The sequence below is a fragment of the Pseudomonas kermanshahensis genome (assembly GCF_014269205.2).
Classification (GTDB): domain Bacteria; phylum Pseudomonadota; class Gammaproteobacteria; order Pseudomonadales; family Pseudomonadaceae; genus Aquipseudomonas; species Aquipseudomonas kermanshahensis.
This window is the reverse complement of the sequence record NZ_JABWRY020000001.1, coordinates 3,439,840-3,464,209: the sequence shown is the minus strand read 5'-3', so window position 1 is coordinate 3,464,209 and position 24,370 is coordinate 3,439,840. Positions and strand designations below refer to the sequence as shown.

Below are 24,370 nucleotides of genomic sequence, written 5' to 3'. Positions count from 1 at the left end.
GAAGAGGCCGGCGACAGCACCGTTGATCTTCGCAATGTTCACTGGCCTCTTCGCAGCGCAAGGCTGCTCCTACCGGGACGTGCCCAGCCTTTGCCTGCCTGGTCAGGCGCCTGGCAGGGGCGCGCGGCGGGCCTGGGGGGCGGCCCATAGCAGCTGTGCCACGCCAATGGCGCGCTCTTCGAAACCGCCCTGGCAATAACACAAGTAGAACTCCCACAGGCGCTGGAAGGTTTCGTCGTAGCCCAACTCCATCAACGCGTTGCGCGCATGGCGCAGGTTGTCGCGCCAATGGCGCAGGGTGCGTGCATAGTCGGTGCCGAAGTCCTCCAGGTGTACCAGGTTCAGCGCCGTTTGGCGGCTGGCGACGTCGAGCAACACGCTTAGCGAGGGCAGGGCGCCGCCGGGGAAGATGTAGCGCTGGATGAAGTCCACCGAACGCCGGGCCTTTTCGTAGCGCTGGTCACGAATGGTGATGGCCTGCAACAGCATCAGGCCGTCGTCCTTGAGCAGCGTGGCGCATTGGCGAAAGTACAGGGGCAGGTAACGATGGCCGACGGCTTCGATCATTTCGATCGACACCAGTTTGTCGAAGCGCCCTTGCAAGTCGCGGTAGTCTTCACGCAGCACCGTGATGCGTTGCTCCAGGCCTGCCGCTTGCACACGTTGCAGCGTGTACGCGTACTGCGCCTCGGAAAGCGTCGTGGTGGTCACCCGGCAGCCGAAGCGGGTAGCGGCATGGATGGCCAGGCTGCCCCAGCCGCTGCCAATTTCCAGCAGGTGCTCGTGGGGCTTGAGCTCAAGCTTCTGGCAGATGCGCTCCAGCTTGTTCAATTGGGCCTGCTCCAAGGTCTGCTCGGGGCTGTCGAACTGTGCCGCAGAATACATCAGGGTAGGGTCGAGCAGCCGCTCGAACAGCGCATTGCCCAGGTCGTAGTGGGCCAGGATGTTGCGCCGCGCACCGCGCCGGCTGTTGCGGTTAAGGCGATGCAGCAGGCGCAGGGCCGGGCGGCCGAAGCGCGCCAAGCCGCCTTCGAGGGCGTCCAGCACGTCCAGGTTGGCCACGAACAGGCGGGTTACCGCCGCCAGGTCGGGGGTGCGCCAGTAGCCATGGATATAAGCCTCCCCAGCACCGATCGAACCGTTGCCGGCGATCAGGCTCCAGGCGGCGTCATCGACGATCTCGACTTCGGCATACAGCGCGCTGCCGGCGTCACCGAAGTTCCAGTGCTGGTCATTGCAGATCAAACGCAGGCAGCCTTGGCTCAAGCGCCGCAATTGCGCCAGCACGGCCATCCGGGCCAGGCTGCCAAGCACCGGCGTCAGGCCGGCCGACTTGCTAACGCTCAGTGTGGGGTCGGACATGATCAGGTTCCTTAGAGGCGTGGCCAAGGCTCAGGTCGCCCTGGCTGGCGGTGTGGTTATAGACGGGGGTGCGCTTGAGCAGTAGGCGCAGGGCCTGCCAGTAGATGGCAGACACTGTGCGCAGGCTCATCCACGGGAAGCTCAGGATGTAGCGGTGCAAGGCGGGCCGGTCCAGCGGTTCGCGGCGCAGGGCCAGGTGGGCCTCGAATACCTTGTGCCCCTCGCGCCAGTTCGCCATGTGCACGTGCACGCGCTGGCCGTCGAGCACGAAGCGCAGGCGGTAGTCCATGTCCAGCGGCATGAACGGCGATACATGAAACGCCTTGGCCAGGCTAAATGCGTCGGGTTGGCCGTCTTGCACCGGCAGCACGTAGTGGTGGCGTTGCCGCCAGGGGGTATTGCGGACCTCCAGCAGTATCGCCACCAGGTGGCCGTCGCGGTCATGGCAGAAGTAGACGCTCACCGGGTTGAACGACAGCCCCCAGCAGCGCAGTTGCGTGAGCAGGTGCACCGCGCCTTGGGGTGCGTGCCCGGTTGCTTGGCCGACCAGCTGGCGGGCGGCTTGGGCCAACGGTATGCCGCGCGCGGTCAGTGCGGGCAGGTAGTCGGTTTCCCGCCAGCACAAGGGCGCCAGCCGCGAGCGCGCGAGCCAGCGCGACAGGCCGCGCCAGTGTGTTTGCTCGTCCAGGTCCAGGTAGAACATGCCGACCCGGTAGCGGAATGCATGGTGCCGCGGGGTCAGCCGCCGATGGCTGACCCAGCCATGACACAGGCTGCTGTTCACAAGCGCTCTCCGAAGTATTCTGCCACTTTCAACGCGCTGAGCACGCCGTCTTCATGGAAGCCGTTGCCCCAGTAGGCACCGCAGTAGTAGCTGTGCTGGCGGCCCTGCAATTCGCCTTGGCGGGCCTGCGCAGCCAAGGCCGCAAGGCTGTACTGCGGGTGGCTGTAGCTGAAGCGGGCGAGCACCTGGGCTGGGTCGATTTGCGCCGTCTGGTTGAGGCTCACGCAGAAGGTGACCGGGGCGTCGATGCCCTGCAGGATGTTCATGTTGTAGGTGAGTGCCGCAGGTGCCTGCTCGGCGCCGCCCAGCCGATAGTTCCAGCTGGCCCAGGCTTTGCGCCGATGCGGTAGCAGGCGAGTGTCGGTGTGCAACACCACATCGTTACTGGCGTAGGTGAGGGTACCCAGCACCGCGCGCTCGTCTGCACTGGGCGTTGCCAGCAGGGCCAGGGCCTGGTCGCTGTGGCAGGCGAACACCACCTTGTCGAAGCGCTCGGTACCGGCAGCGCTGATCACAGTCACGCCGTCGGGGTCACGGGTCACCCGGGCCACGGGGCAGTTGCGCCGGATACGCTCGGCAAAAGGCTGGCACAACGGTGCCACGTAGCTGCGCGAGCCACCTTCGATCACCCGCCATTGCGGGCGCTGGTTGACCGACAGCAAACCGTGGTTGCGGCAAAAGCGCACGAAAAACTGCAACGGAAAGCCCAGCATGTCGGCGCGTGACATCGACCAGATCGCCGAGCCCATGGGCACGATGTAGTGGTTGATGAAGCGCCGCCCATAGCCGTGTGTGCGCAGGTAGCTGCCCAGCGTGGTGTCCTCTTCGATGCGCCGGTTGTCCAGGTCGGCCAGGGCTTGGCGATTGAAGCGCAGGATGTCGCGCAGCATGCCCCAGAACCCAGGTGACAACAGGTTGCGCCGTTGGGCGAACAAGGTGTCGAGGTCATGGCCGTTGTACTCCAGGCCACTGGCGGGGTCATGTACCGCAAAGCTCATCTGGGTCGGCCGCGATGCCACCCCCAGGTGTTCGAGCAGGCGAATGAAATGCGGGTAAGTCCAGTCGTTGAAGACGATGAACCCGGTGTCCAGCGCATACTGCTGGCCGCCCCAGTTCACGTCGACGGTGTGGGTGTGGCCACCCACCCAGTCAGCCGCCTCGAACACCGTCAGCGCATGCTGGCGTGAGAGCAAGTGGGCACAGGTGAGGCCAGCGATACCGCTGCCGATGATTGCGATGCGCATGGCGTGCTATTCCCGTGGGTTTCGTGCCAGGCGTTGGCCTAGCTGCAGACGCCAGCGCACCGGCAATGCGCCGAGCAGGCGCAACACCCAGGTGAAAGCGCCGGGGAAGTTGATTTCCAGCGGGCGTTTGGCCAAGCGCGCGACGATGTGCCCGGCGGCGCGCTCGGCGCTCCAGCGCTGTGGCATGGGGAAGTCGTTGCGCTGGGTCAAGGGCGTGTCGACGAAGCCAGGGCTGACGAGGGTGACATCAATGCCCTCGCGGACCAGGTCGATGCGCAGCGACTCCACCAGGTAACGCAGGGCCGCCTTGGACGCGCCATAGGCGCCGGCACGGGGTAGGGCCAGCCAGCTCACCGAGCTGCCCACCACCACCAGGTGCGGGCGCTGGCCACGGCGCAGCAAGGGCAGGGCAGCGGCAAGGCAGTGGCTGGTGCCGATCAGGTTGGTGCGCATCACCCGTTCGACCAGCGCCGGGTCGAAGTGCCCCGGCTCCAGGTATTCGCAGGTGCCCGCGTTGAGGATCACCAGGTCGAGTGCACCCCAGGCATGCTCGATCTGCTCGGCGACCTTGGCGACCTGGCCCGGTTCGTCGTTATCGCCGATGGCCAGCATGGCCTGCTGCGCAAACCGCGACGCTAAAGGTGCCAGGCGCTCGGCCTGACGGCCACCCAAGGCCACCTGGTGCCCCTGCTCCAGCAAGCGCAGGGCCAGCGCCGCGCCGATGCCACTGCTGGCACCGGTCACCCAGCAGCGGCTCATGCCAGCCTCCCTTTGAGCCAGCGGACCGCGCTGCCCATGATCGGGACGTGCTCGTAAAGCAGCGCACCGGCGTCAAAGTAATCCTGATGAAAGTGAACCCGCTCGTGCCAACGCAGGTGGCTGCAGCCTTGCAGGCTGATCAGCGCGCCATTGCCCAAGCGAGGGTGGCGAAAATGCAAGGTCCAGCGCAGGTACCCGTGGCCCGGCTGCACTTCGTCGTAACCCTCGAAGGTGTAGCGAACCTCCTGCACGTTCGCGTACAGCTGCGCGAAGTACCCCCTCAGCGCAGGCAAGCCGTTGAGCTGGTGCAGGGGGTCGCGGAAGGTCACGTCCTCGCTGTACAGGTCACCGAGCATGTCGAGGGTGTGCGCATCGAGGCTGGCAAAGCGTTCGGCGAAGGTTTGCAGGTAGCTGTGCATGCACTTTCCTGTACAAAAAAGTTTTCTTGTACAGGTATAGTTTAGCTTTCGCCGCAAAGCTATACAGGATGATTTTTACCCGGTGACCGCCAAACGGTGGCCTTATTCCGGTGCCTGCGCCCCGGCAATATGCCGCCCGGCCACGTAACCGAACGTCAGCGCCGGGCCCAGGTTGATGCCGCCTGAGGGGTACCAGCCGCCAAACACACTGGCCATGTCTGTACCGGCGGCATAAAGCCCGCCAATCGGCTGGCCTTGCTCATCCAGTACCCGCGCATGGCCATCGGTGCGCAAGCCGGCGAAGGTGCCAAAGCAACCGGGTTGAACCTTCACAGCATAGAACGGCCCTTGTTCGATCGGCGCCACGCATGGGTTCGGCCCGCTGTACGCCGGGTCACCCTGCTTGCGGTTGAACGGCGTGGAGCCGCGGCCGAAAGCCGGGTCTTGGCCATGGCGCGCGTGGCTGTTGTACTCCGCGACGGTGGCACTCAAGCCGACAGGGTCGATGCCGCAGGCGCGGGCCAACTGTTCGATGCTGGCACCGCGCTTGAGGTAGCCACTGCGCAGGTGCGGCCATACCGGCAACGGCGCAGGTCGGGCGTGACCGAGGCCGTAACGCCGCAGGAAGCGGTGGTCGCAGATCAGCCACGAGCAGGCTTCCTCGCCCGGCGGCACGGCCTCGAGCATGGCTGACACATAGTCGTAGTAGCCGTGCGCTTCGTTGACGAAGCGCCTACCGCTGGCCAACACGCCAATAACGCCGGGCTTGCCGCGTTCGATGATGTGCGGGAAGTGGCCGACGCTGCCGTCGCGGTGCGGCACTTTGGAGACCGGTGCCCAGGCCACTGCAGATTTCAGGTCGGTAGCCACCACACCGCCTGCCGACTCGCCAAGGCGCAGGCCATCGCCCGAGCAGGACTGCGGGGGCAGGGCGAGGTTGTCATGGCCACTGGCATCACGCGCAAACAGCTGCCGGCGCCGCGCACTGTCGTTGGGGAAGCCCCCGGCGGCGAGCACCACGGCTTTCGCCCGGACGGTAAGGTCACCCTGCGGTGTACCTATCACGGCGCCGCGCACCTGGCCGTGCTCAATCAGCAGGCGCTTGGCCGGGGCGGACTCCAGCAGCCGTACACCAAGGTCTTCGGCCGACTTGGCCAGGCGTGCGACCAGGGCCACGCCGTTCACCAGATGCATGGCCCGGCCATGGCGGGCGAGGTGGTACAGGTGGCGGCCAAAGCGCTTGCACACATGCAAAAAGGCACGTGGCGAGCGGGTCATGTTGAGGAAGGCGGCCAGGTCAGGGCCGGCCATGATCGGCATGCCCATGAACGAGGTCTCGCGCAGGGTCTTGCGCAGGCGAGGCAACAGCGCGCCGACCTCGCGGGCATCATAGGGCGCGGCGATCACTTGGTGCCCACCGGTGGCGGCGCCGGGTGTGTCGCCATGCATGTCGGGGATGGCGTTGCCGTCGACAAACTGCAGCGCAGTGTGTTTCTCGAAAAAGGCGACCATGTGTGGGCAGGCCTCGAGGAAGGCATCAACCCGTTCAGCATCGTAATGCGTGCCCAATTCGTTACGCAGGTAGGTGCGGGGCTGTTCGATGTCTTCAACGATGCCGGCGCGGCGGGCCAGCGGGTTGCGTGGAACCCAGGCCCAGCCGCCGGACCAGGCTGTGGCACCGCCGAACACCGGCGCCTTCTCTACCAGCATCACGCGCTGCCCATGCCAGGCTGCCGTTACCGCTGCGGCCAGGCCGGCTGCGCCTGAGCCAATGACCAGAACGTCGTATTCGGCTTGCAAGGTGTCGGTAGGCATCGCAGGGTCTCCAGTATTATTATTGGAACGTGATTCCATATTCTTCATGTGAGACGGTGCCAGATGCAAGTGAGGACGTGCATAACTGGTCGATAACCGGACACTTCAACGCCCGCCTGCTGCGCCGATGGCAGTGGCTGTGGAATCATCTTCCAGAATTCATCCATTTTTCAGGGACCTTAGCCATGGCTGGTAGTCAGATCGAACGTGCCTTCAGTCTTGTAGAAAGCCTGACCGGCGAGCCTGAGGGCCTTGCCCTGCAGACGTTGGCCGAGCGCCTGGATATCCCCAAGAGCGCCACCCACCGCATGCTGGCCGAGCTGATCCGCCTGGGCTACGTGCGGCAGAACCGCGACAACAGCCGCTATCAGCTGTCTGCCAAGCTGGTGGCGATGGGCTTTCGCTACCTGTCCAGCAGTGGCGCCGACATCATTCAGCCGATTCTTGACCGCCTAGCCCAGGACAGCGGCGAGCTGGTGCGCCTGGGCGTGATCGAAGGCAGCCGCCAGACCTGGATCGCCAAGTCCCAGGGCGCGCGCTCCGGCTTGCGCTACGACCCCGACATGGGCCGCGATGCCCCGCTGTTCTACACCGCCTCCGGTCATGCCTGGCTGGCCAGCCTGAGCGACGACGAGGCGCTGCAGATGGTCTTGCGCCAAGGCATCGCCGACCCGGCACAGTTCGGCCCGAATGCGCCGCGCTCCACGGATGAACTGTTGAGCTACCTACAGCGCGCACGCGAGCGTGGCTATGCCTGGGTCGAGCAGACCTCGGCGGTGGGCACGTCGGCGTTGGCCGCCGTGGTGCGGCGTCCGCGCACTGACGAAGTGATCGGGGTGCTGAGCATCGCCGGCCCCAGTGCCCGGCTTTCCCAAGCGCGCCTACCTGAACTGGCGGCGCTCTTGTTGGCCGCAGTGGGCGAACTCTCGTCGGCCAGCCAGGCCAGTGAACTGTTTGCCTGAAGCGCTGCCTGTTCATTAGTGGTCGATAACCGCACAGTCTGTGCAGGCGGCGCTTCTGTAAAGCGGACCCGAGTTCTAAATTGTCGAGTATGAATTCTGGAACACTGTTCCGTAATTTATGCCCGACAACAATGACAAGAGGACAGTCCGTTGAATGCACCGCTTCGTATCGCCCTGATTGGCGCCGGTATCATGGGCCGCCAGCACTACCAGCACCTGCGCCAGTTGCCGCAAGCGCAATTGTGCGCGGTGGCAGACCCCGGCCCGCAGGCTGAGGCTTTCGCCGCCGAATGCGGGGTGGCCTATTACGCCGATCACCGGCAGATGCTGGCCAGTGTCAAACCTGAGGCCGTGATCGTCGCCAACCCCAACAACCTGCACGTGGCCACCGCGCTCGATTGCATCGAAGCCGGCGTGCCAGTGTTAGTGGAAAAGCCTGTGGGCGTGCACCTGGACGAAGTCCGTGCGTTGGTCGAAGCGTCCAAGCGCTGTGGTGTGCCAGTGCTGGTCGGCCACCATCGTCGGCACAACCCGCTGATCGCCAGCGCGCGCGGCCTGATCGCCGAGGGTGCGCTGGGCAGGCTGATCAATGTCACTGCGCTGTGGCAGTTGCAGAAGCCCGACAGCTACTTCGACACCCCCTGGCGCCGCGAGCCGGGCGCCGGTTTTTTGCTGACCAACCTGATCCACGACCTCGACCTGCTGCGCTACCTGTGCGGCGAGGTCGTGCAGGTGCAGGCGTTCACCCGTAACGATGTGCGTGGGTATGCCAACGAAGACAGCGCCGCCGTGCTGCTGCAGTTCGCCAACGGGGCGCTGGGCAGCCTGACAGGTTCGGACGCGGTAGCTGCCCCCTGGAGCTGGGAGCTGACGTCCGGCGAGAGCCCGATCTACCCGCGTCAGGATGGCCAGCCCTGCTACCTGCTGGCCGGCAGCCACGGCGCACTGAGCATTCCGCAGCTCAAGCACTGGCAGTACGGCGAAGCAGGCTCCGGCTGGCACACACCCTTGCTGCAAAGTGGCGCCGAAAAGCCAGCAGGTGAAGCGTTGACCTTGCAATTGCAGCACTTCATTCGCGTCGCCCGCGGTGAAGAGGCCCCCTTGACCGACGCTGCAGACGGCGGTCGCACGCTGGCCCTGGTCGAGGCGATCCGCCAGGCAGCCGAAAGCGGCCGGGCCTGCGCCCCCGAGACGATCGCCTGACGCGAGCCCCATTCACACCTTTAATTGCCTTCAGGTAACGAACATGACTGACCGTATCTTTTCCCTTGCCGCGCTGACGGTGCTCGAGCTTTCGCCGCCGGCCATGGTGGAGGCCGCTGCCCGTGCCGGCTACAGCCACGTGGGCCTGCGTTTGGTGCCGGCTACCGCAGAGGAGCAGCACTTCCCGCTGGCGGCCGACGCTGACCTGCGCCGACAGACCCAAGCGCGCCTGCGCGAGACCGGCATCAAGGTACTCGACCTGGAAATCCTCCGCCTCAAGCCTGAAACCTGTGTTGCCGATTTCGAAGCCATTCTGGCGGTGGGTGCCGAGCTGGGCGGGACCGAACTGCTGGTGGCCGGTAACGACCCGGACGAGGCACGCCTCACGGAGCGCTTTGCCGAACTGTGCGACCTGGCGGCGGGCTATGGTATCCATCCGCACCTGGAGTTCATGCCCTGGACTGACGCTCGCGACCTGCGCCAGGCCATGCGTGTGGTTGCCAACGCTGACCGGACAAACGGCTGCGTTCTGGTGGACGCATTCCATTTCAACCGCTCCGCTTCCTCACTCGACGACCTGGCCCACCTGGCACCGCAGCGCATGCGCTATGCGCAGCTGTGCGACGTGGCCGGCCCGGTGCCGGACGACATGGACGAGATCCTGCGCCAGGCCCGCAACGAACGGCGCTTCCCAGGTGATGGCGATGCTGATTTGATCGGCCTGTTGCGTGGCTTGCCGGCCACCGTACCGTTGAGCCTGGAGATTCCGACTCGGCAGTTGCTGGAGCAGGGCGTGAGTGGCGAGCAGCGTGCGCGGATGGCGCTGGAGAAAGCCAAGGCGGTATTGGCGCGGGTTTGAGCTTCAAGGGCCGCTGTGCGGCGCAGAGAACAAAGATCGAAAGCGAGTCCCCACTCCTGTGGGAGCCGGCTTGCCGGCGATGCAGGCGCCGCGGTGTATGGCACCGGCTTCGCCGGTGTTCGCGGGTAAACCCGCTCCCACAGGTCCCTGCTAAATCTATTCGGTATGTGTTGTTCTGTGAAAGCTGGCTTGCCAGGCAAGGGCTGCAAAGCAGCGCATGACAGTAAACCTCAAGGCCGGTCCAAGTTAGGGCAAAGGTCCAATGGCCTGTCTGCAGGCAAAAAAAGAGGCTCCGAAGAGCCCCATAGAGGAAACCTGAAAGGCCTTTACGCGGCCTCGATCCCACGCGGCGCCATGAAGTACATCCACACCAGGGCAATGAAGTACATCACCGGAATCATGGTGAACAGCACCGCATAATTGTTGTGGGTGACCGTCAGCACGCTGCCGACGATCTGTGTCATGAACATGCCGCCGATGGCCGCGCACATGCTGCCAAAGCCGAACACCGTGCTCACCAGATGCTTGGGCGTGTAGTCCATGACCAGGCTCCAGATGTTCGCGGTCCAGGCCTGGTGCGCGCCGACCGCCACGGCGATGGCAAGCACCGCGACCCACAGGCCACTGGCGTGGGCAGCGAAGACCACGCTGACGATGGTGCAGGCAAAGATCAGCATTGAGATCAACCGGGCACGGGTGGCGCGCATGCCGCGGCCGATCAGCCAGGACGACAGAATGCCGCCGCCGATGCTGCCGAAGTCTGCAGTGAGCCAGATCAGGATCAACGGGATCCCCATCTGGGTGACGCTGATGCCCAGGTCGTACTGCTGGTTGAGAAACGGCGGCAGCCAGTACAGGTAAAACCAGAACACCGGCGCCGTGATCGAGTAGGCCACGGCAAAGGCCCAGGTGCCGCGCTGGCGCAGGATGCGGCTGAACGGCACGGGTTTGGCTTCGGGCTCCACGTCTTGCTGGATATAGTCCAGCTCGCTCTGGCGAACGTGCGGGTGCGCCTCAGGGTTGAAATACTTCAAACCCCACAACACCACCCAGACCAGGCCAAGGCTACCCATGGCGATGAACGCGGCCTGCCAGCCCCAGGCGGCGAGAATCAGCGGCAGCAGCGCCGGGGTGACCATGGCGCCGACGTTGGTGCCGGCGTTGAACAGGCCGGTGGCAATGGCGCGCTCGCCGGCGGGGAACCACAGGCGTGTGGTCTTTACACACGCCGGGTAGTTAGCCGCCTCGGTCAGGCCCAGAATGAAGCGGCAGACCATAAAGCCCGCTGCCGAGGTCGCCAGGCCATGGGCGCCGGTGGCCAGGCTCCACAGCAGTACGGCGCCGAAGAAGGCGTGTTTTACCCCGACTTTGTCGATCAGCCGGCCCTGCAGCACAAAGCCGATGGCATAGCCGACCTGGAACCAAAAGTTGATGTTGGCGTAGTCCATCGCCGTCCAGCCCATGTCCTTGGCGAGAACGGGCTGCATGATGCCGAGGGCGGCACGGTCGATGTAGTTCAGGGTGGTGGCGAAGAACACCAGGGCAAGCATGCCCCAGCGGGTCTTGCCGACGGCGAAGGCGCCGCGCACCTTGTCGCCGATGGATCCATGGGCGAGGCGGGGGCTGGCAGTGTCGAACTTGGAAGGGGTCATGTGAAGTCGTTTCTTGAAATTGTTTTGAACGGCAATGCGTCTGGAACGCGGTTTTGCCCAGGGCAAGGCTGGGCGTGCAAGGTCATTTATGGTGAGCAGTGAAGGGGGGAGCGTCAATTCAAAGATGGGGCTACTGTTCGATGATCGAACAAAAGTGACGCGGCGTCTTCTGGCTGATTGCACAGTGCCATGCCTGCTAGGTAACCGAAGGTCATCCCAGGGCCAAGGGTGATACCGCCGCTGGGGTAGTGCCCGCCCATGATGCTGTGCATGTCGTTGCCGACCGCGAACAGGCCAGGTATTGGGCGCTGCAGGCTGTCCATTACCTGTGCCGAAGCATCCGTGTGCAGGCCGGCGAAGGTGCCGAGGCTGCCCGGCAGCAGTTTTACCGCATGAAAGGGGCCGTGCAGCAGCGGCCGCAACGACGGATTGGGCACGTGCAACGGGTCGCCCTGCGCGCGGTTGTAGAGTGAGGCGCCACGCTGGAAGTCCGGATCCGTGCCATGCGCCGCATGGTGGTTGAAACGCGCCACGGTGCGCTGCAGGTGCGTTGCGTCGATCCCGCAGCGTGCGGCCAGTTGCGCCAGGGTAGGGCCGCTGAACAGGTAGCCACGGCGCTCATAGAAGCCGGCAGGGAAGGGGAACGGCTTGGCCCAGCCGATGCCATAGCGACGTTGCGCGACGTGGTCGCAGATCAACCAGGCCTCGGGCTCCTCACCGGGTGGCGTGGAGCTGAACAGCGCATTCATGAAGGCGTGGTAGCTGTCGGCCTCGTTGACGAACCGTCGACCGTCTCGGCGCACGGCAATGAAACCCGGCTTGGCGCGGTCGATCAGGTGCGGGAAGTGGCCGAGGCTGCCGTCGCTTCGCGGCACCAGTGAGACCGGCGCCCAGGCCCCGGCGTGGGCCGCCGTGGTGGCGACCTGGGCGCCGACCTCTTCGCCTAACCGCAGGCCGTCGCCACTGTTCTGTGGCGGCGCTGCGGAGTAATGGCGATCGCCCTCAGGGGCATGGGGTATCAGCTGGGCGATGCGCTGGCGGTCATGGGGGAACCCCCCGCAGGCCAGCACGACACCGCGTCGCGTACGGATCACCTGGCCATCGCTGAACTGCACGCCTGTGATACGCCCATCCCTCAGCAAGCCTGTGGCCTGCCGGTCATGCAACAGCGTCACGCCCAGGTCGAGGGCACTGCGCAGCAGGCGCGCCACCAACGCGTTGCCGTTGACCAGTTGCAGGCCGCGACGGTGCAGCAGCAAGTCGCGCCCATGGCGCAGCAGGCGTTTGCCCACGTGCCAGGCCGCCTTGGGTGAGCGGCTGGCGTTGAAGAAGGCGGCCATGTCTGCGCCACCGGCGATGCCCATGCCGGCCAGGCTGACGATATCCAGAGGTGGCCGTAGCCGGTGGATCCAGTGCCCGAGCAGGCGCCCGTCGAACGGCTGCGCACACAGGGATCGCCCGCCACGCGCACTGCCATCCCCCTCATGCATGTCGGGCATTTTCGTCCCGGACTGGAACTGCACGGCGGTATGTCGCTGGAAGAACGCCACCATCTCCGGTCCATGGCGCAAAAACGCCTGCTGGCGTGGGTCCAGTTCGGCGACGTGGGTCTGTGCGCGCAGGTAGCGTTCTGGCGCAGCGTCGGCTTCGACGGTGCCTTCGGCGATCGCCAACGGGTTGCGGGGTATCCATAACCAGCCCCCCGACCAGGCGCTGGTACCGCCGAACTGGCTGGCCTTTTCCGCGACGATCACCTTAAGGCCGTGATGGGCGGCGGTTACTGCGGCAGCCAGGCCAGAGGCGCCGGAGCCGAGGACAAGTACGTCACATTCCAGGGGTTGCATGGAGGGGCTCCGGTCAGGTTGGAGGGGCAGTCAGTTACTGCAGCGGCGAAAAGCCGGTTGGCCGCATCAACCGCGACTGCAACCGTAACACTGCGCCCAGCTCGCGATTGCGCTGCGAGAACTCCGCCCAGCGCGGGTCCGCCGCCATCGCCGCGCGGCGCTGCATGCGGTCGTCGAGGCTGGTGTAGGCCCACAGGTGCACCACTTGGTTGACCTCGCCGAATTCACTGGTAAAGAAACCGACCAGCTTGCCCAGGTGCTCGCTCTGCACCGCCAGCGCGTGGCTTTGGTACAGGGCCAGCCAGTCGGCCATCTTCAGTGGGTCGAGGGTGTAGGTTCTCAGTTCGTAGTACATGCGTTTGTCTCCATAGGGTGGGCCTGCGCCTGCAGGCGGTTGGCAATATGACTGGCGGCGATCCAGCCGAAGGTGAGGGCAGGGCCAAGGGTGATGCCTGGCCCGGGGTAGGTGCCGTTCATCAATGAGTTCATGTCGTTGCCCGTTGCATAAAGGCCGGCAACCGGCGTGCCGGCGCGGTTGAGCACGTTGGCATGAGCGTCGGTCACCAGGCCGCGTGCCGAGCCGAGGTCGCCGGTGTGGAGCTGGATGGCGTAGAACGGCGCCTTGACCAGGGGCGCGAGGCAGGGGTTGGGCGTGTGATGCGGGTCGCCCATGTAGCGGTTGTAGCTGTTGCCGCCTTTGTCGAATGCGCGGTCGATGCCGTTGCGGGCGTCGGCGTTGAAGCGCTCCAGCGTCGCCTGCAATGCCTGAGGGTCGACGCCGATGGCCTCGGCCAGGGCGCGGGGTGTGTCGGCGCGGTACAGGTAGCCGGCGTCGATCAGTGCCGCGTTGTTCACAGGTTTCGGGCGTGCCAGGCCCAGGCCGTAGCGGTTCATGGCCTCGGCGTCGCAGATCAGCCAGCAGGTGGTGAGGTTGCTGGCGAACATGGTCTGCACGAAGTGATGGTAGGAGTTCGACTCGTTGACGAAGCGCTGCCCGGCCGGGTTGATCGCGATCACCCCCGGTTTGGCACGGTCGGTGACCAGGTGCGGGAAGCGTTCGCGCTCACCATTGGCATGGCGCAACTCGGAAACGGGGGCCCAGAAGAAGTTGGCGGCCAGCCCCTCGCCGTGGGCAGCATCCACCGCTTCACCCAGGTGCAGCGCGGCGCCGTCATTGGTTGGCGGCGACATGGTCAGGTGCGGTGCATTAACGCCTGGGCGGTAGGCGGCAGCCAGTTCACCGGCTGCGAAGCCGCCCATGGCGCAGACCACGCCACCCCGCGCACGCACCTGCACGCGCCGGCCTTCATGCTGCACCACCACGCCGGTCACCGCGCCGTGCTCGACGATCAGCGCCTTAGCCTCGCTGCGCAGCCACAGTTGCGTGCCGTGGGCAAATGCCGTGGTGGCCAGGCGTGCAATCAGCGCATTGCCGGTGGTCAGGCGGGTGCCACGGTGGTGGCGAAGGCGGTCCAACGCATAGCGTGCCATCAGCTTCAGGCAATGCCACAGGGAGCGTGGTGATTTGCGCAGGCCAAGAAAATGCTGGATATCCACGCGGTTGACCATCATCCCGCCGAACAACAGCATGCCCGGCGGTGGCATTTTCAGGTCTTTGAAGCGCGGGCCGAGGCGGCGGCCGTCGTACTCGACCATTTCCAGTGCTCGGCCGAACTGGGTGGCGCCGGGCTCATCCGGGTAATAATCCGGCGAGTGCGGGCGCAGGGCATAGCGCAGTTCGGTGTGGCGCTCCAGCCAGCGCAGCGCTTCATGCCCGCGTGCAATGAAGGCGTCTATCAGCGGTGCGTTGTAGCCGCCACCAATCACGGTTTTCAGGTAGGTGCGCATGGCTTCGGGGGAGTCTTTGGCGCCGGCTGCACGGGCTTGATCGGTGCCATACACCCACGCCGCACCGCCGGAGATCGCCGACGTGCCGCCGAAAGTGTCGGCTTTCTCCACGACCAGTACTTTCAGGCCAAGGCTGGCAGCTGTGGCGGCGGCGGCAAAGCCCCCGGCACCACTGCCGAGGACCACCAAGTCGTACACCGGTTGCGCGTGTTCGGTAGTGGCCATGGCTCAGATCTCCAGCGGGGTGACGCCCATGAAGGCGCCGAGGTGGCCGAGTTGGGCAAAGGCCATCTGCGGGCCAGTCTGGATCGCACAGCCCCGGTCGCGTGCCTGCTGCAACAGCGGGGTGATTTCTGGCGAGGTGACCACGTCGGCAACCAACGTGGAGGGTTGCAGGGTTGTCAGCATCGGCGCCGGCAGCGGCAACTCATTGGTGCTGCCCATGCCGACCGGCGACGCGTTGACCACCAGGTCGAACGCTTCCAGCGAGCGGTAGTGGGTGGCGATTTCGAGACTGGGGAAGGCCGTGCCGAGTACTTCGCAAAGCGCCCCAACGCGGGTAGCGCTGGGGTCGCTGAGGATGATCTGGCGCACGCCCGCTTCGCCCAGTGCATAGGCAATTGCACTGCCCACCCCACCACAACCAATCACCAGCGCGCGTTTGCCTGCCGGTTGAAAGCCCTGTTTGCGTGCGGCGCCAAGAAAGCCTGCGCCGTCGACATTGTCGCCGAGCAGGCGGCCGTCACTGTGGCGGCGCACCACGTTGACCGAACCCAGTGCGGCGGCGCGTGCGCTGAGGCCGTCCAGGCGTGCGGCCAGTGCCTGTTTGTAAGGCACGGTGACCACGCATCCGCGTAGGTTCTGCCAGCCGCGCAGGCTGCCGACAAAGGCTTCCAGCGCAGTTTCTTGCAGGTCGATGGGGAGCATTGCCAGGTCGCAGCCGTTGCTGGCGAACCAGGTGTTGAAGTTTTCAGGCGATTTCACCTGGGCGATGGGTGAACCGACGATGGCGACCAGTTCTGTCGAACCCCGAATCATGCTGACCTCCGTGCTTGCTGTTGTTGTGCAGCAAGGGTGACGGGGTAGTGGGCGCGGGGAAATGCGCTTGCCGGGCGGGTAGTGCGATAATCGCAGTCAGGTAGCGATTATTGGCGGGTAATACCAAAAAATGTCCGTCAGAAACACGCTCCCTCACTGTAGGAGCAGCCTTGTGCTGCGAAGAGGCCAGTAAAAACAGCGAAGATCGAGGGTGTTGCCACCGGCCTCTTCGCAGCACAAGGCTGCTCCTACCCGGGCTCGCGCATCACTGGAGAACCCCCATGGACAAACCCGATATCCACCCCCGCGACCTGATCGCGGGCTTGCAGAAAGGCCTGGCATTGATGCAGCTGTTCAGCGTCGATCAGCCACGCCTGACCGTGCCGCAGGCAGCCAGGCAATCGGGCCTTACCCCCAGTGCCGCGCGCCGCTTCCTGTTGACGTTGGTACACGAAGGCTTTGCCGACACCGACAGCCGCCAGTACTGGCTCACGCCCAAGACGTTGCGTATCGGCCAGGCCTACGTGGACTCGGCGCAGTTGCCGCGCATGCTGCGGCCCATCGTCGAGCAGGTGGCGCGGCAGACCCAGGAGCATGTCTCGGTCGGCACCCGTGACGGCGATGAAATCATCCACCTGGTGCGCAGCCGCTACAGCCACATCGCCTCGTTGTCGATCAGGCCCGGCTCGCGGGTGCCGATGTACTGCACCGCCGGCGGGCGAATCTGGCTGGCGGCGCTGGAGGGGGGCGCGCTCAATGACTACTTCTCACGCAACCCGCTCCGTCCGCTCACGCCCTATACCCAGACTGACCGGGTACTGTTGGAAGCTGAGCTGCAGCGCGTGCGCCAGCAGGGCTACTGCATCGTCGACCAGGAATACGAAATCGGCATGCGGGTGCTGGGGGTACCGCTGCTGGACCGTAGCGGCCTGCTGAAGGCGACCCTGACGATCACCACCCACGCCTCGCGGTTGAGCGTCGACGAGATACGGCTGCGCTACCTGCCACCGCTCTACGAGGCGCAGGCGTTGTTGAAGCCGGTGGTGGGCTGATTGTTGCGCTGTCAGCCAGCGGGCTACAGCTTGAACGTCAATTGTGGATAATGGGCCTAGCTGACGAGACTTATCGTCCCCGTCATATGCAGCAATCGCCTACGCTATGCTTCACAGCGTTTTTTTATATATAACAACAAGATAAGGATATTTCAGATGACGATCGAACGCCTGCACACTGACGCTCGCATGAGCCTTGTGGTCAAGCACCAAGGCACCGTGTACCTGTCCGGTGAGGTTGCCAACGATTTTGCGGGCGATGTGCAGCAGCAAACCCGTGAAACTTTGCAGAACATCGAGCGACTGCTCGACCAGGCCGGCACAGACAAGACACGGATTTTGTCCGCAACCCTTTACCTCAAAGACATCGATGCCGACTTCGCGGGCATGAATCAGGTGTGGGATCAATGGTTGCCGCAGGGGTGTGCGCCAGCGCGCGCAACGGTGCAAGCCAAATTGTATGACCCCGCCGTGCTGGTCGAAATTTCGATTATCGCAGCGCTCCCTGACGCGTAACGGCGTGCTCACAACCCAGCGCTAAGTGCAGCGCTGGCCCACAGCGCTGGACAATCTTCTACTGCCGAACGGAACTACCGCCCAGGCCACGCTTTCTCAAGGCTTGTTGCCTGCTTTCAAAGTGGCGCGATATTCGCATCCAAGTGAATAACGCTAGCCGCTTGCGAGCGCAGGGCGTTGTGTCGGGAAGCAGGAGGTAGACATGTCTGACAGGAGCAGCCTCAGGAGCAGAGCGACGGTGCTGTGCTTTCGCAGTGGCAAAATACTCCTGGTGCGTAGAAAGGCCGGGAAATGGGGCTTTCCGGGGGGCGGTGTGGGCACGAATGAGGCACCGTTGCACGCCGCCAGCCGAGAGCTGAAAGAGGAAACAGGGATTTGCCGTGAGCGCCTGGTGGCGCTGTGCACGCTGCAAGTCGGTAACACCCTCCATTACATTTTTACCCTTCAGCTGGACGATCAGGATAAACCGGTCCCGAAGAATGAGATCGTCGCTTGCAAGTGGATTGAGCGCGATGCACTGAATGCCTCCCTCCTAAAGCCCGCCGCTGCGGCACTGTTGCGTAGCGAACTGCCGGCGCTGTGTGCTTGACCCGAGTCACGCTAGCCGTCACGGCGTTTTCGGCCTGCTTCATAACGCGACAGAAGAGGCTGCACGCTTAACCCATGTACGACAATGCTCAGCGCCACTACCGACAGTGTGAGGTTGGTGATGGCCGCGGCATCGCTGGCGCTCAGGCCGTGGTTTACCGAGTAGAACAGGTAGTAAAGGCTGCCGATACCACGTATGCCGAACCAGCCCAGCATGCCGCGCTGGCGAAGGTCCAGCAGGCCACGCCCTGGGATGATCAGCGTACTCAATGGCCGAATGAACACGAACAGCGCCGCGCCTACGGTCAGTGCGCGCCAGTCCCAGTGCTCGATCAACACGACACCGAGCAAGGTCACCAGAAACACCTCCATCGCCCGCTCCACAAGCCCACCAAACGAGAGCATGTCGCCCAGCATGATGCCAGCTGCGACCTGGGTGTCTTCCAGCGCGGCTATATCGCCTTTGACCGCGTGCTCCGGGGCGACATGCTGGTGGCCGACCACAGGCTGCACAAGGTGTTCTGCAGGCGCTTGTGGGGTGGGGCTGGCGTGTACTTCGGCCTGTCGCAGGCCCAGCCCGGCAGCGAACACGGCGAGAAACCCATAGCCATGGATCAGGTCGGCGACCACATAAGCCATCGCGATCAGCGCCAGCGCCAGGTAGTCGTTGGGCGAGAGGGTGCTGTCCTCGTGCCGGGTGCGCAGGTACAGGGTCAGGTGCCCTAGGCCGCGCCCCATCCAGTAGCCACTGAGCAAGCCGGCGGGCACCGCCCACAGCACGTCTTGCCACAGCCAGTCAGTCAGCCATTGGCTGCCTGCTGCGCCCTGCACAAGCAGCAAGCCCAGGATGACGAACGGAAAGGCGACTCCATCGTTGAGCCCTGCCTCACCCGACAGGCTGAAGCGCACGCGGTCGTAGTCCTGCGCGTCATTGACCTGGACCAAGGTGGCCAGCACCGGATCGGTCGGGGCAAGGATGGCGCCAATCAACACCGACACCCCCCAGCCCAGGTTCAGGCCGTAATGCAGCACCAAGCTGACCCCGGCGATGCAAGCCAGCATGACCGGCCCAGCCAGGAAAACCGCCACCCGCCAGCTGCGGCTGCTCAGCGGCAGGCGCAGCTTGAGGCCGCTGACGAACAGCGAAAACAGCACGGCGACCTCGGTCAGGTGCTCCATCCAGCCGTGCGCATCGGGCAGCTCGAGTTGCAGCAAGCCGAGGCCACCGGGGCCCAGCGCGACGCCCAAGGCCAGGCACACGACCGAGGTCGTGACCGGGATCCAGCGCAGGTAAGAGGAGGTCAACGCCAGCAGCAACAAGACTGCGCCGAGCATGGCCACCCAGACGATGAAGCTCATGTGCGCAGTGCCTCCACGGCGTCGGGCTCTGGGGCTGGCGCAGGCAGGCAGCTTTGCTAGCCACCGACTGGGTCAGACACTCAGTCTAGTCGTCGCCCGAACTGACGCAGGTGACAAGGCGGCCGGCGACCCTGCCTCAGGCTCGCGCATTGTTGGCCGCACCGGCAGTACTGCGGCCTGTAGCTGCTTGCCAACGGCGTGATCGAACGAAAGCCTACCGTCTATCTGACGCTCCTCGATGATACGCCCGGCGTCCAACACGACCACCCGCTGGCAGAAGTAGCGCACCAGGCTCAGGTCATGGGTGATCAGCAAGAACGCGGTGCCGTGCTCGCGTCGAAGTGCATCCAGGCGCTGCAGCAGTTGCAGTTGCAACACCCGGTCCAGGTTTGACAAGGCCTCGTCCAGTATCACCAGTTTGGGTGAGATGGCCAGCGCGCGGGCGATATTGGCGCGCTGCAGCTGGCCGCCACTGAATTGGTGCGGCAGGCGCTCGGCATGCTCGCTGCGCAGGCCCATGTGCTCTAGTAGCTCCACGGTACGGGCGTTGCGTGCAGCTTCGTCCAGCTCGCTCAGGTGACGCAACGGCTCGGCAATGCTCCAGCCGATGCTGCGTTGCGGGTTGAACGCGCTGGGCGCGTCCTGGAGTACCAACTGAACGGCGCGCAAGAAAGCACGGGCCCCACCGCCGCGCAGTCGGCTGACCTCTTGGCCGGCAAATGTCACCTGGCCACACGCGGGTTTCTCCAGGCCCAGCAGTAACCGGGCAAGCGTGCTCTTGCCGCTGCCGCTGCTGCCGAGCAGGCCGAGCGACTCACCGGGCTGCAGCTCAAGCTCAATGCCGTCGAGCACCTGCAGCCAGCCGCGTCTGCTCAGTAGCCCTCCGGAACGGTAGCCATGCCCGAGTTGGTTAACGTGCAGCAGGCTCATGGCTGGCTCCCGTTTAGTAGCTGATGGGCTTCAAGCAGGGTGCGGGCGGTGGCGCTGGCTGGTTGATCGAACAGGCCATGCACTGTTTGCCGCTCGACGACGCGCCCCGCTTCCATCACCGTGACATGGTCGGCGCAGCGGGCAACCACCCCCATGTCATGGGTCACCAGCAGCACGCCAAGCTTGTGCTGTTGCACCAGTTTCATGAGCAGGTCGAGAAAGCGCGCCTGGCTCACGGCGTCAAGGTCGCTGGTGGGCTCGTCCGCCAGCAGAAAGGGGCTTTCGGCCATGAGCGCAAGGGCGATCATCATGCGCTGCAACATGCCACCGCTGAGCTGGAACGCGAACGACTGCAGGACCCGACTGCGGTCATCCAACCCCACGGCCTCCAGGCATTCATCCATGCGCGTACGTGCAGCGCTGCCGACGACCCCTCGCAGTTTCAGGGTTTCCTGGGCATGGCTAGCCATGTTGCGCACAGGGTTGAATGCACTGCGTGGGTTCTGCAGGATCAGGCTGGCAAGTTGCCCACGCACCTGATCGGCCGCCAATGGCTTGCCATCGTGCAGCAACTGGCCGCGTGTACGGCGCAGGCCTGGCGGCAGTACGTCAAGCAAGCCCAGGCAACTGAGCGATTTGCCCGATCCGCTGTGACCGACCAGGGCACAGACTTCACCGCGGCGCAGTTGCAGGTCTACGTCGTCCACCAACACGCCAGCACGCCCTTCGATACACAGGCCTTTGAGCTGTAACGTCGACACGGGCATTCAATGAGCCTCCTGGGTTGGGTCCAAGCGATCACGCAACGCATCGCCCAGCAGGTTGAACGCCATTACCGAGAAGAAGATCATCAGCCCGGGCAACAGCAGCAGTTGCGGCTGGGTCCAGATGAACTCCTTGGCATCGTTGATCATCACCCCCCATTCGGCACTGGGCGGGGTGACGCCAAGGCCGAGGAAGGACAGCCCCGAGACATGCAGCATCATGTGCCCGATGTCCATCGTGGCCAGCACCAGCAACGGGCCGGCAATGTTCGGCAGCACATGCTGGCGCAGCCGCGCCCAACGTGAGGCACCGGCCAGACGTGATGCCATCACGTATTCGCGGCCGCGTTGGGCGATGACCATGCCGCGCACCATGCGCGCATACCATGCCCAGTGCGACAGGGCGATGGCAATGATCACGTTGCTCAGGCCAGTACCCAGCAGGGTGACGAAGAAAAACGCCAGCACCAGCGTGGGGAAGGTCATGAACATGTCGCACAGGCGCATCAGCAGCAGGTCGACCTTGCCACCGACAAACCCGGACACCCCGCCCACCAGCAAGCCCAGAAACAGCACCAGCGCCAGTGTCAGCACTACGCTGCCCAGCGACAGCCGTGTGCCGACGATCAACCGGGACAGCACGTCGCGGCCAAGGTGGTCGGTGCCCAGCCAGTGGCTGCTGTCCGGTGGCATCAGGCGTCGGCCGAGGTCGACCAGGTCCGGGTCGTGCGGGGCAAGCCATTGGCCAAACACGGCCAACATGCAGAGCACGCTGACCAGTACCAGCCCTGCAATCAGGTTGGCCTGGCCGGCCAGCGTAGCGCGACGGAAGATGGCCAGTACACTCATGCGTCCACCCCTTCAAGACGGCTGCGAGGGTCGAGCCAGGCATAACAGACATCCACCACCAGGTTGCAGACCATCAGCAGGCCTGTCAGCAGCAGGGTGAAGCACTGCATGACCGGAAAGTCGCGGTTGAGCACCGCCGACACCGCGAAGCGGCCGACGCCGGGCCAGGCGAAGATGGTCTCGATTACCAGTGCCCCGCCGATCAATTCCCCAATGTGCATACCGGTGGCCGTGACGAAGGGTAGCCAGGCGTTGCGCAGCACGTGGTCACGCCATACCCGGCGCTCGGGCAGCCCGCGGGCACGGGCGTAGGTAACATAACGCTGGCCCCTGGCCTCCAGCAGGCTTGCCCGCAGCAGGCGGGCGTTGATCGACATCGACATCAGGGCAATCGCCAGTACCGGCATCACCAGATGCCCGGCACTGCCGCGGCCCAGTGGCGGTAGCCAGCCCAGCCAAAGGGAAAACAGCGCAATCAGCAGAAACGCCAACCAGAAGTTGGGCATCGAGACACCCAGGAACGTCACCGCGCGGACGGCGTGATCGGGCCAGCGCCCTTGCCAGCGCGCAGCCACCAGGCCAAGCGGAATCGACAGCAGCAGGGTGCAGGCCAGGGCCAGGCCGCCCAGTTGCAAGGTGGCGGGCAGGTAGTAAAGGAGATCGTCGAGCACCGGCCGCCCCGTGAGGTATGAAATACCGAAGTCCAGCTGCACGGCCTTCCCGAGCCAGGTCAGGTACTGCTCAAACAACGGCCGGTCGAGGCCCAAGGTATGGCGGACTTCGGCAATGGCCGCGTCAGTCGGCGGGATGTGCGACAGGCGAAGGTAGTCCAGGGCCGGGTCGGTGCTGCCCAGGTGCAGCAGCACGAAGACCAGCAGTGAAACCCCGAGCATTACCGGTACCAGCAGTGCCAGCCGCAGCAGGATATAGCGCAGCATGTCAGTCTCCCTGCTTCGGTGTCATGGCTTCGAACGGCACGTCGAACAGCGTGCTGCCGAATTGCACATGGGCAACGGAGTCGCGGCGAACACTGATGGCGGTAAGGTAGGAAATCGGCAGGTACACGGCTTGCTCATGCAAGGAGGTGAGGATGTACCGGTACTGTTCGGCGCGTTGCTGCGCGTCGGTACTTGCCAGTACCTGGCCAATGCGTCGGTCCAGTTCGTCCTTGATCGCCAAACCGCGCTGTGCCATGTAGTCGGCATGGCCGGCATAGCGCATGGAGCTGACAAAAGAGTGCGGGTCGTAGGGCGCTCCCCAGGTGTCGGCGAAGATCATGCCGAAGTCGCCATCGCGCTGGCGCCGGACCAGCCCACCTTCTTCGACCGCGCGCAATTCGATGCGCATGCCGACGTTAGCCAGCTCGCCTTGCAGCACTTCGGCCAGGCTCTTCTGCAGTGCGCTGGTGCCGAGGAACACCAGTTCGATCGACAGCGGTTCACCGGCCTTGCTACGTACCGTTGCGCCTGCCGTCAGGGTCCAGCCGGCAGCGTCAAGTTCGCGGGCGGCTTGGGCAGGGTCGTAGGCGTAGGGTTTCAGGCCGATGTCGGCATAGGGCATGTTGCTGGCGAACAGGGTATCGGCACGGGGCTCGAGGCCATACAGAATCTTGTCGATGATGGCCTGCTTGTTCACCGCTTGGTTGATCGCTTGACGCACGGCCAGGTCACGGGTGGCGCCATGCCCGGTGTTCATCGCCAGGGTGCGGGTAGCCAGCGGTGCCGAGAGGGCGGTGGCGAAGCCTTGGTCGCGCAGGCGCACGAACGTGCCGGCGGTAATCTCGCCGGCGGCCCCTTGAATCAGCTCGAGCTCGCCGGCCTGCAGGGCCATCGCGCGGCTGTTGGGATCAGGGATGACGTTTACCAGTACCTCGCCATAGGCCGGCTTTGTGCCCCAGTAAAAGGGGTTGCGGGCAAAGCGGTCATACTCGCCCAAGCGCGATTCGACGCGCATCCATGGGCCGGTGCCGGCGGGTTCGCCAGGTTTGGCCTGTGGGGACCCGAAGCGCAGCGGGCGCACTTGGGCCAGTTCCATCAGCGTTGGGTAGTACGGGTGCTTGAGCACCAGGCGCAAGGTCAGCCGGTCAGGGGCCTCGATGTGGTCGAGGGTGGTGACCAGCTCCATCCAGCGATGGCGTTGGCTATTGGCAAGGACGGCATCCAGGTTGGCCTTGGCAGCTGCAGCGTCGAATGGCGTGCCGTCACTGAAGCGCACGTCATCTCGCAAGGTGAAGGTGTAGGTCTTGCCATCGTCGGAGACTTGCCAAGCCTGTGCCAACCACGGCTCTACAGTGCCCGCCGAGTTGTAACGCACCAGCGGTTCATACACCATGGCCTGGGCGTACATCTGATTGGGCGAGTAGCCGCGTGGGTCGAGTGGGCCTGCGTTAACGGGCCAGGAATACACCAGCGTCGGGCTTTGTTGGGGTGTGCTGTCTGCGTGTGCGCAGAGGCTCGCGGCGACCATGAGAATGCCCCAGAGGGCGGGCTTTCGTTTAGCTGACTGCTGCTTCACACGGGGTCC

General features: G+C 64.6%; 23 protein-coding genes. 6 read left to right on the top strand and 17 right to left on the bottom strand.

Features of this window, described 5'->3' with window-relative positions:
• Positions 1–102: 102 nt before the first annotated feature.
• The 6 genes from HU764_RS15730 to HU764_RS15705 form a co-directional block, all read right to left on the bottom strand.
• A complete protein-coding gene (locus HU764_RS15730; RefSeq protein WP_186703450.1) occupies positions 103–1,362 on the bottom strand; it encodes an SAM-dependent methyltransferase in 1,260 nt (419 codons plus the stop codon).
• Positions 1,337–2,146 (bottom strand): DUF1365 family protein, encoded by an 810-nt coding sequence (locus HU764_RS15725; protein ID WP_186703449.1) that lies wholly within the window; start codon positions 2,144–2,146, stop codon positions 1,337–1,339. Before HU764_RS15725 ends, HU764_RS15730 begins: the two co-directional genes overlap by 26 nt.
• Positions 2,143–3,390, bottom strand: coding sequence for an NAD(P)/FAD-dependent oxidoreductase (locus tag HU764_RS15720; RefSeq protein WP_186703448.1), 1,248 nt, complete (start codon positions 3,388–3,390; stop codon positions 2,143–2,145). Before HU764_RS15720 ends, HU764_RS15725 begins: the two co-directional genes overlap by 4 nt.
• 6 nt (positions 3,391–3,396) lie before the next feature.
• Positions 3,397–4,149, bottom strand: coding sequence for an SDR family NAD(P)-dependent oxidoreductase (locus HU764_RS15715; RefSeq protein WP_186703447.1), 753 nt, complete (start codon positions 4,147–4,149; stop codon positions 3,397–3,399).
• Entirely contained in the window at positions 4,146–4,568 is a 423-nt protein-coding gene (locus HU764_RS15710; protein WP_085273153.1) for a nuclear transport factor 2 family protein, read from the bottom strand. Before HU764_RS15710 ends, HU764_RS15715 begins: the two co-directional genes overlap by 4 nt.
• A 102-nt stretch (positions 4,569–4,670) precedes the next feature.
• Complete coding sequence (locus HU764_RS15705; protein WP_186680556.1) at positions 4,671–6,383, bottom strand: FAD-dependent oxidoreductase; 1,713 nt, start codon at positions 6,381–6,383, stop codon at positions 4,671–4,673.
• Between the two features lie 185 nt (positions 6,384–6,568).
• Between HU764_RS15705 and HU764_RS15700 the strand changes: the two genes are divergently transcribed.
• The 3 genes from HU764_RS15700 to HU764_RS15690 all read left to right on the top strand — a co-directional run bounded on the left by HU764_RS15700 (position 6,569) and on the right by HU764_RS15690 (position 9,407).
• A complete protein-coding gene (locus HU764_RS15700; RefSeq protein WP_186680558.1) occupies positions 6,569–7,345 on the top strand; it encodes an IclR family transcriptional regulator in 777 nt (258 codons plus the stop codon).
• Between the two features lie 150 nt (positions 7,346–7,495).
• A complete protein-coding gene (locus HU764_RS15695; RefSeq protein ID WP_186703446.1) occupies positions 7,496–8,548 on the top strand; it encodes a Gfo/Idh/MocA family protein in 1,053 nt (350 codons plus the stop codon).
• 43 nt (positions 8,549–8,591) lie between these two features.
• Entirely contained in the window at positions 8,592–9,407 is an 816-nt protein-coding gene (locus HU764_RS15690) for a sugar phosphate isomerase/epimerase family protein (protein WP_186703445.1), read from the top strand.
• Positions 9,408–9,733: 326 nt separating this feature from the next.
• Here HU764_RS15690 and HU764_RS15685 read toward each other — a convergent pair whose 3' ends face one another.
• The 5 genes from HU764_RS15685 to HU764_RS15665 all read right to left on the bottom strand — a co-directional run bounded on the left by HU764_RS15685 (position 9,734) and on the right by HU764_RS15665 (position 15,789).
• Entirely contained in the window at positions 9,734–11,059 is a 1,326-nt protein-coding gene (locus HU764_RS15685) for an MFS transporter (protein WP_186680567.1), read from the bottom strand.
• 113 nt (positions 11,060–11,172) lie between these two features.
• The gene (locus tag HU764_RS15680; protein ID WP_186703444.1) at positions 11,173–12,903 is read right to left on the bottom strand and encodes an FAD-dependent oxidoreductase; all 1,731 of its coding nucleotides are present in this window, start codon (positions 12,901–12,903) and stop codon (positions 11,173–11,175) included.
• A 34-nt stretch (positions 12,904–12,937) separates the two neighbouring features.
• Entirely contained in the window at positions 12,938–13,258 is a 321-nt protein-coding gene (locus tag HU764_RS15675; RefSeq protein WP_085273160.1) for an NIPSNAP family protein, read from the bottom strand.
• Complete coding sequence (locus tag HU764_RS15670; RefSeq protein WP_186703443.1) at positions 13,243–14,976, bottom strand: FAD-dependent oxidoreductase; 1,734 nt, start codon at positions 14,974–14,976, stop codon at positions 13,243–13,245. The genes HU764_RS15675 and HU764_RS15670 overlap by 16 nt, the downstream gene beginning before the upstream one ends.
• A gap of 3 nt (positions 14,977–14,979) precedes the next feature.
• On the bottom strand, positions 14,980–15,789 hold the full coding sequence (locus tag HU764_RS15665; protein ID WP_186703442.1) for a shikimate dehydrogenase family protein: 810 nt from the start codon (positions 15,787–15,789) through the stop codon (positions 14,980–14,982).
• Between the two features lie 281 nt (positions 15,790–16,070).
• Here HU764_RS15665 and HU764_RS15660 point away from each other — a divergent pair, with 281 nt between their 5' ends.
• From HU764_RS15660 to HU764_RS15650, 3 genes are all read left to right on the top strand, one after another.
• The gene (locus HU764_RS15660) at positions 16,071–16,841 is read left to right on the top strand and encodes an IclR family transcriptional regulator domain-containing protein (RefSeq protein ID WP_186703441.1); all 771 of its coding nucleotides are present in this window, start codon (positions 16,071–16,073) and stop codon (positions 16,839–16,841) included.
• A 156-nt stretch (positions 16,842–16,997) separates the two neighbouring features.
• Positions 16,998–17,357: a RidA family protein gene (locus tag HU764_RS15655; protein WP_186703440.1), complete on the top strand. Its 360-nt coding sequence runs from the start codon at positions 16,998–17,000 to the stop codon at positions 17,355–17,357.
• Between the two features lie 202 nt (positions 17,358–17,559).
• Positions 17,560–17,946: an NUDIX domain-containing protein gene (locus HU764_RS15650; protein WP_186680590.1), complete on the top strand. Its 387-nt coding sequence runs from the start codon at positions 17,560–17,562 to the stop codon at positions 17,944–17,946.
• Between the two features lie 11 nt (positions 17,947–17,957).
• On the opposite strand, the gene HU764_RS15645 is transcribed toward HU764_RS15650, so the two are convergent.
• The 6 genes from HU764_RS15645 to nikA form a co-directional block, all read right to left on the bottom strand.
• Positions 17,958–19,304 carry a cation:proton antiporter gene (locus HU764_RS15645; protein WP_186680593.1) on the bottom strand — a complete coding sequence of 449 codons (1,347 nt, stop codon included), beginning with the start codon at positions 19,302–19,304 and terminating at the stop codon, positions 17,958–17,960.
• Positions 19,305–19,376: 72 nt separating this feature from the next.
• Positions 19,377–20,234 (bottom strand): nickel import ATP-binding protein NikE, encoded by an 858-nt coding sequence (gene nikE / locus HU764_RS15640; RefSeq protein WP_186703439.1) that lies wholly within the window; start codon positions 20,232–20,234, stop codon positions 19,377–19,379.
• On the bottom strand, positions 20,231–21,001 hold the full coding sequence (gene nikD, locus HU764_RS15635; RefSeq protein ID WP_186703438.1) for a nickel import ATP-binding protein NikD: 771 nt from the start codon (positions 20,999–21,001) through the stop codon (positions 20,231–20,233). Before nikD ends, nikE begins: the two co-directional genes overlap by 4 nt.
• Positions 21,002–21,847: a nickel ABC transporter permease subunit NikC gene (gene nikC / locus HU764_RS15630; RefSeq protein WP_099454533.1), complete on the bottom strand. Its 846-nt coding sequence runs from the start codon at positions 21,845–21,847 to the stop codon at positions 21,002–21,004.
• Positions 21,844–22,785 (bottom strand): nickel ABC transporter permease subunit NikB, encoded by a 942-nt coding sequence (gene nikB / locus HU764_RS15625; RefSeq protein ID WP_186703437.1) that lies wholly within the window; start codon positions 22,783–22,785, stop codon positions 21,844–21,846. The genes nikC and nikB overlap by 4 nt, the downstream gene beginning before the upstream one ends.
• Position 22,786: 1 nt before the next feature.
• A complete protein-coding gene (gene nikA / locus HU764_RS15620) occupies positions 22,787–24,361 on the bottom strand; it encodes a nickel ABC transporter substrate-binding protein (protein WP_186703436.1) in 1,575 nt (524 codons plus the stop codon).
• Positions 24,362–24,370 lie beyond the last annotated feature (9 nt).

Excerpts from the sequence above, each read along its gene's own strand:
- HU764_RS15660 (WP_186703441.1), top strand. The coding sequence starts at position 16,071 with ATGGACAAACCCGATATCCACCCCCGCGACCTGATCGCGGGCTTGCAG.
- HU764_RS15705 (WP_186680556.1), bottom strand. The coding sequence starts at position 6,383 with ATGCCTACCGACACCTTGCAAGCCGAATACGACGTTCTGGTCATTGGC.
- HU764_RS15665 (WP_186703442.1), bottom strand. The coding sequence starts at position 15,789 with ATGATTCGGGGTTCGACAGAACTGGTCGCCATCGTCGGTTCACCCATC.
- HU764_RS15710 (WP_085273153.1), bottom strand. The coding sequence starts at position 4,568 with ATGCACAGCTACCTGCAAACCTTCGCCGAACGCTTTGCCAGCCTCGAT.
- HU764_RS15655 (WP_186703440.1), top strand. The coding sequence starts at position 16,998 with ATGACGATCGAACGCCTGCACACTGACGCTCGCATGAGCCTTGTGGTC.
- HU764_RS15730 (WP_186703450.1), bottom strand. The coding sequence starts at position 1,362 with ATGTCCGACCCCACACTGAGCGTTAGCAAGTCGGCCGGCCTGACGCCG.
- HU764_RS15650 (WP_186680590.1), top strand. The coding sequence starts at position 17,560 with ATGTCTGACAGGAGCAGCCTCAGGAGCAGAGCGACGGTGCTGTGCTTT.
- nikB (WP_186703437.1), bottom strand. The coding sequence starts at position 22,785 with ATGCTGCGCTATATCCTGCTGCGGCTGGCACTGCTGGTACCGGTAATG.
- HU764_RS15675 (WP_085273160.1), bottom strand. The coding sequence starts at position 13,258 with ATGTACTACGAACTGAGAACCTACACCCTCGACCCACTGAAGATGGCC.
- HU764_RS15690 (WP_186703445.1), top strand. The coding sequence starts at position 8,592 with ATGACTGACCGTATCTTTTCCCTTGCCGCGCTGACGGTGCTCGAGCTT.
- nikE (WP_186703439.1), bottom strand. The coding sequence starts at position 20,234 with ATGAGCCTGCTGCACGTTAACCAACTCGGGCATGGCTACCGTTCCGGA.
- HU764_RS15700 (WP_186680558.1), top strand. The coding sequence starts at position 6,569 with ATGGCTGGTAGTCAGATCGAACGTGCCTTCAGTCTTGTAGAAAGCCTG.
- HU764_RS15670 (WP_186703443.1), bottom strand. The coding sequence starts at position 14,976 with ATGGCCACTACCGAACACGCGCAACCGGTGTACGACTTGGTGGTCCTC.
- HU764_RS15645 (WP_186680593.1), bottom strand. The coding sequence starts at position 19,304 with ATGAGCTTCATCGTCTGGGTGGCCATGCTCGGCGCAGTCTTGTTGCTG.
- HU764_RS15685 (WP_186680567.1), bottom strand. The coding sequence starts at position 11,059 with ATGACCCCTTCCAAGTTCGACACTGCCAGCCCCCGCCTCGCCCATGGA.
- HU764_RS15715 (WP_186703447.1), bottom strand. The coding sequence starts at position 4,149 with ATGAGCCGCTGCTGGGTGACCGGTGCCAGCAGTGGCATCGGCGCGGCG.
- HU764_RS15720 (WP_186703448.1), bottom strand. The coding sequence starts at position 3,390 with ATGCGCATCGCAATCATCGGCAGCGGTATCGCTGGCCTCACCTGTGCC.
- nikC (WP_099454533.1), bottom strand. The coding sequence starts at position 21,847 with ATGAGTGTACTGGCCATCTTCCGTCGCGCTACGCTGGCCGGCCAGGCC.
- nikD (WP_186703438.1), bottom strand. The coding sequence starts at position 21,001 with ATGCCCGTGTCGACGTTACAGCTCAAAGGCCTGTGTATCGAAGGGCGT.
- HU764_RS15680 (WP_186703444.1), bottom strand. The coding sequence starts at position 12,903 with ATGCAACCCCTGGAATGTGACGTACTTGTCCTCGGCTCCGGCGCCTCT.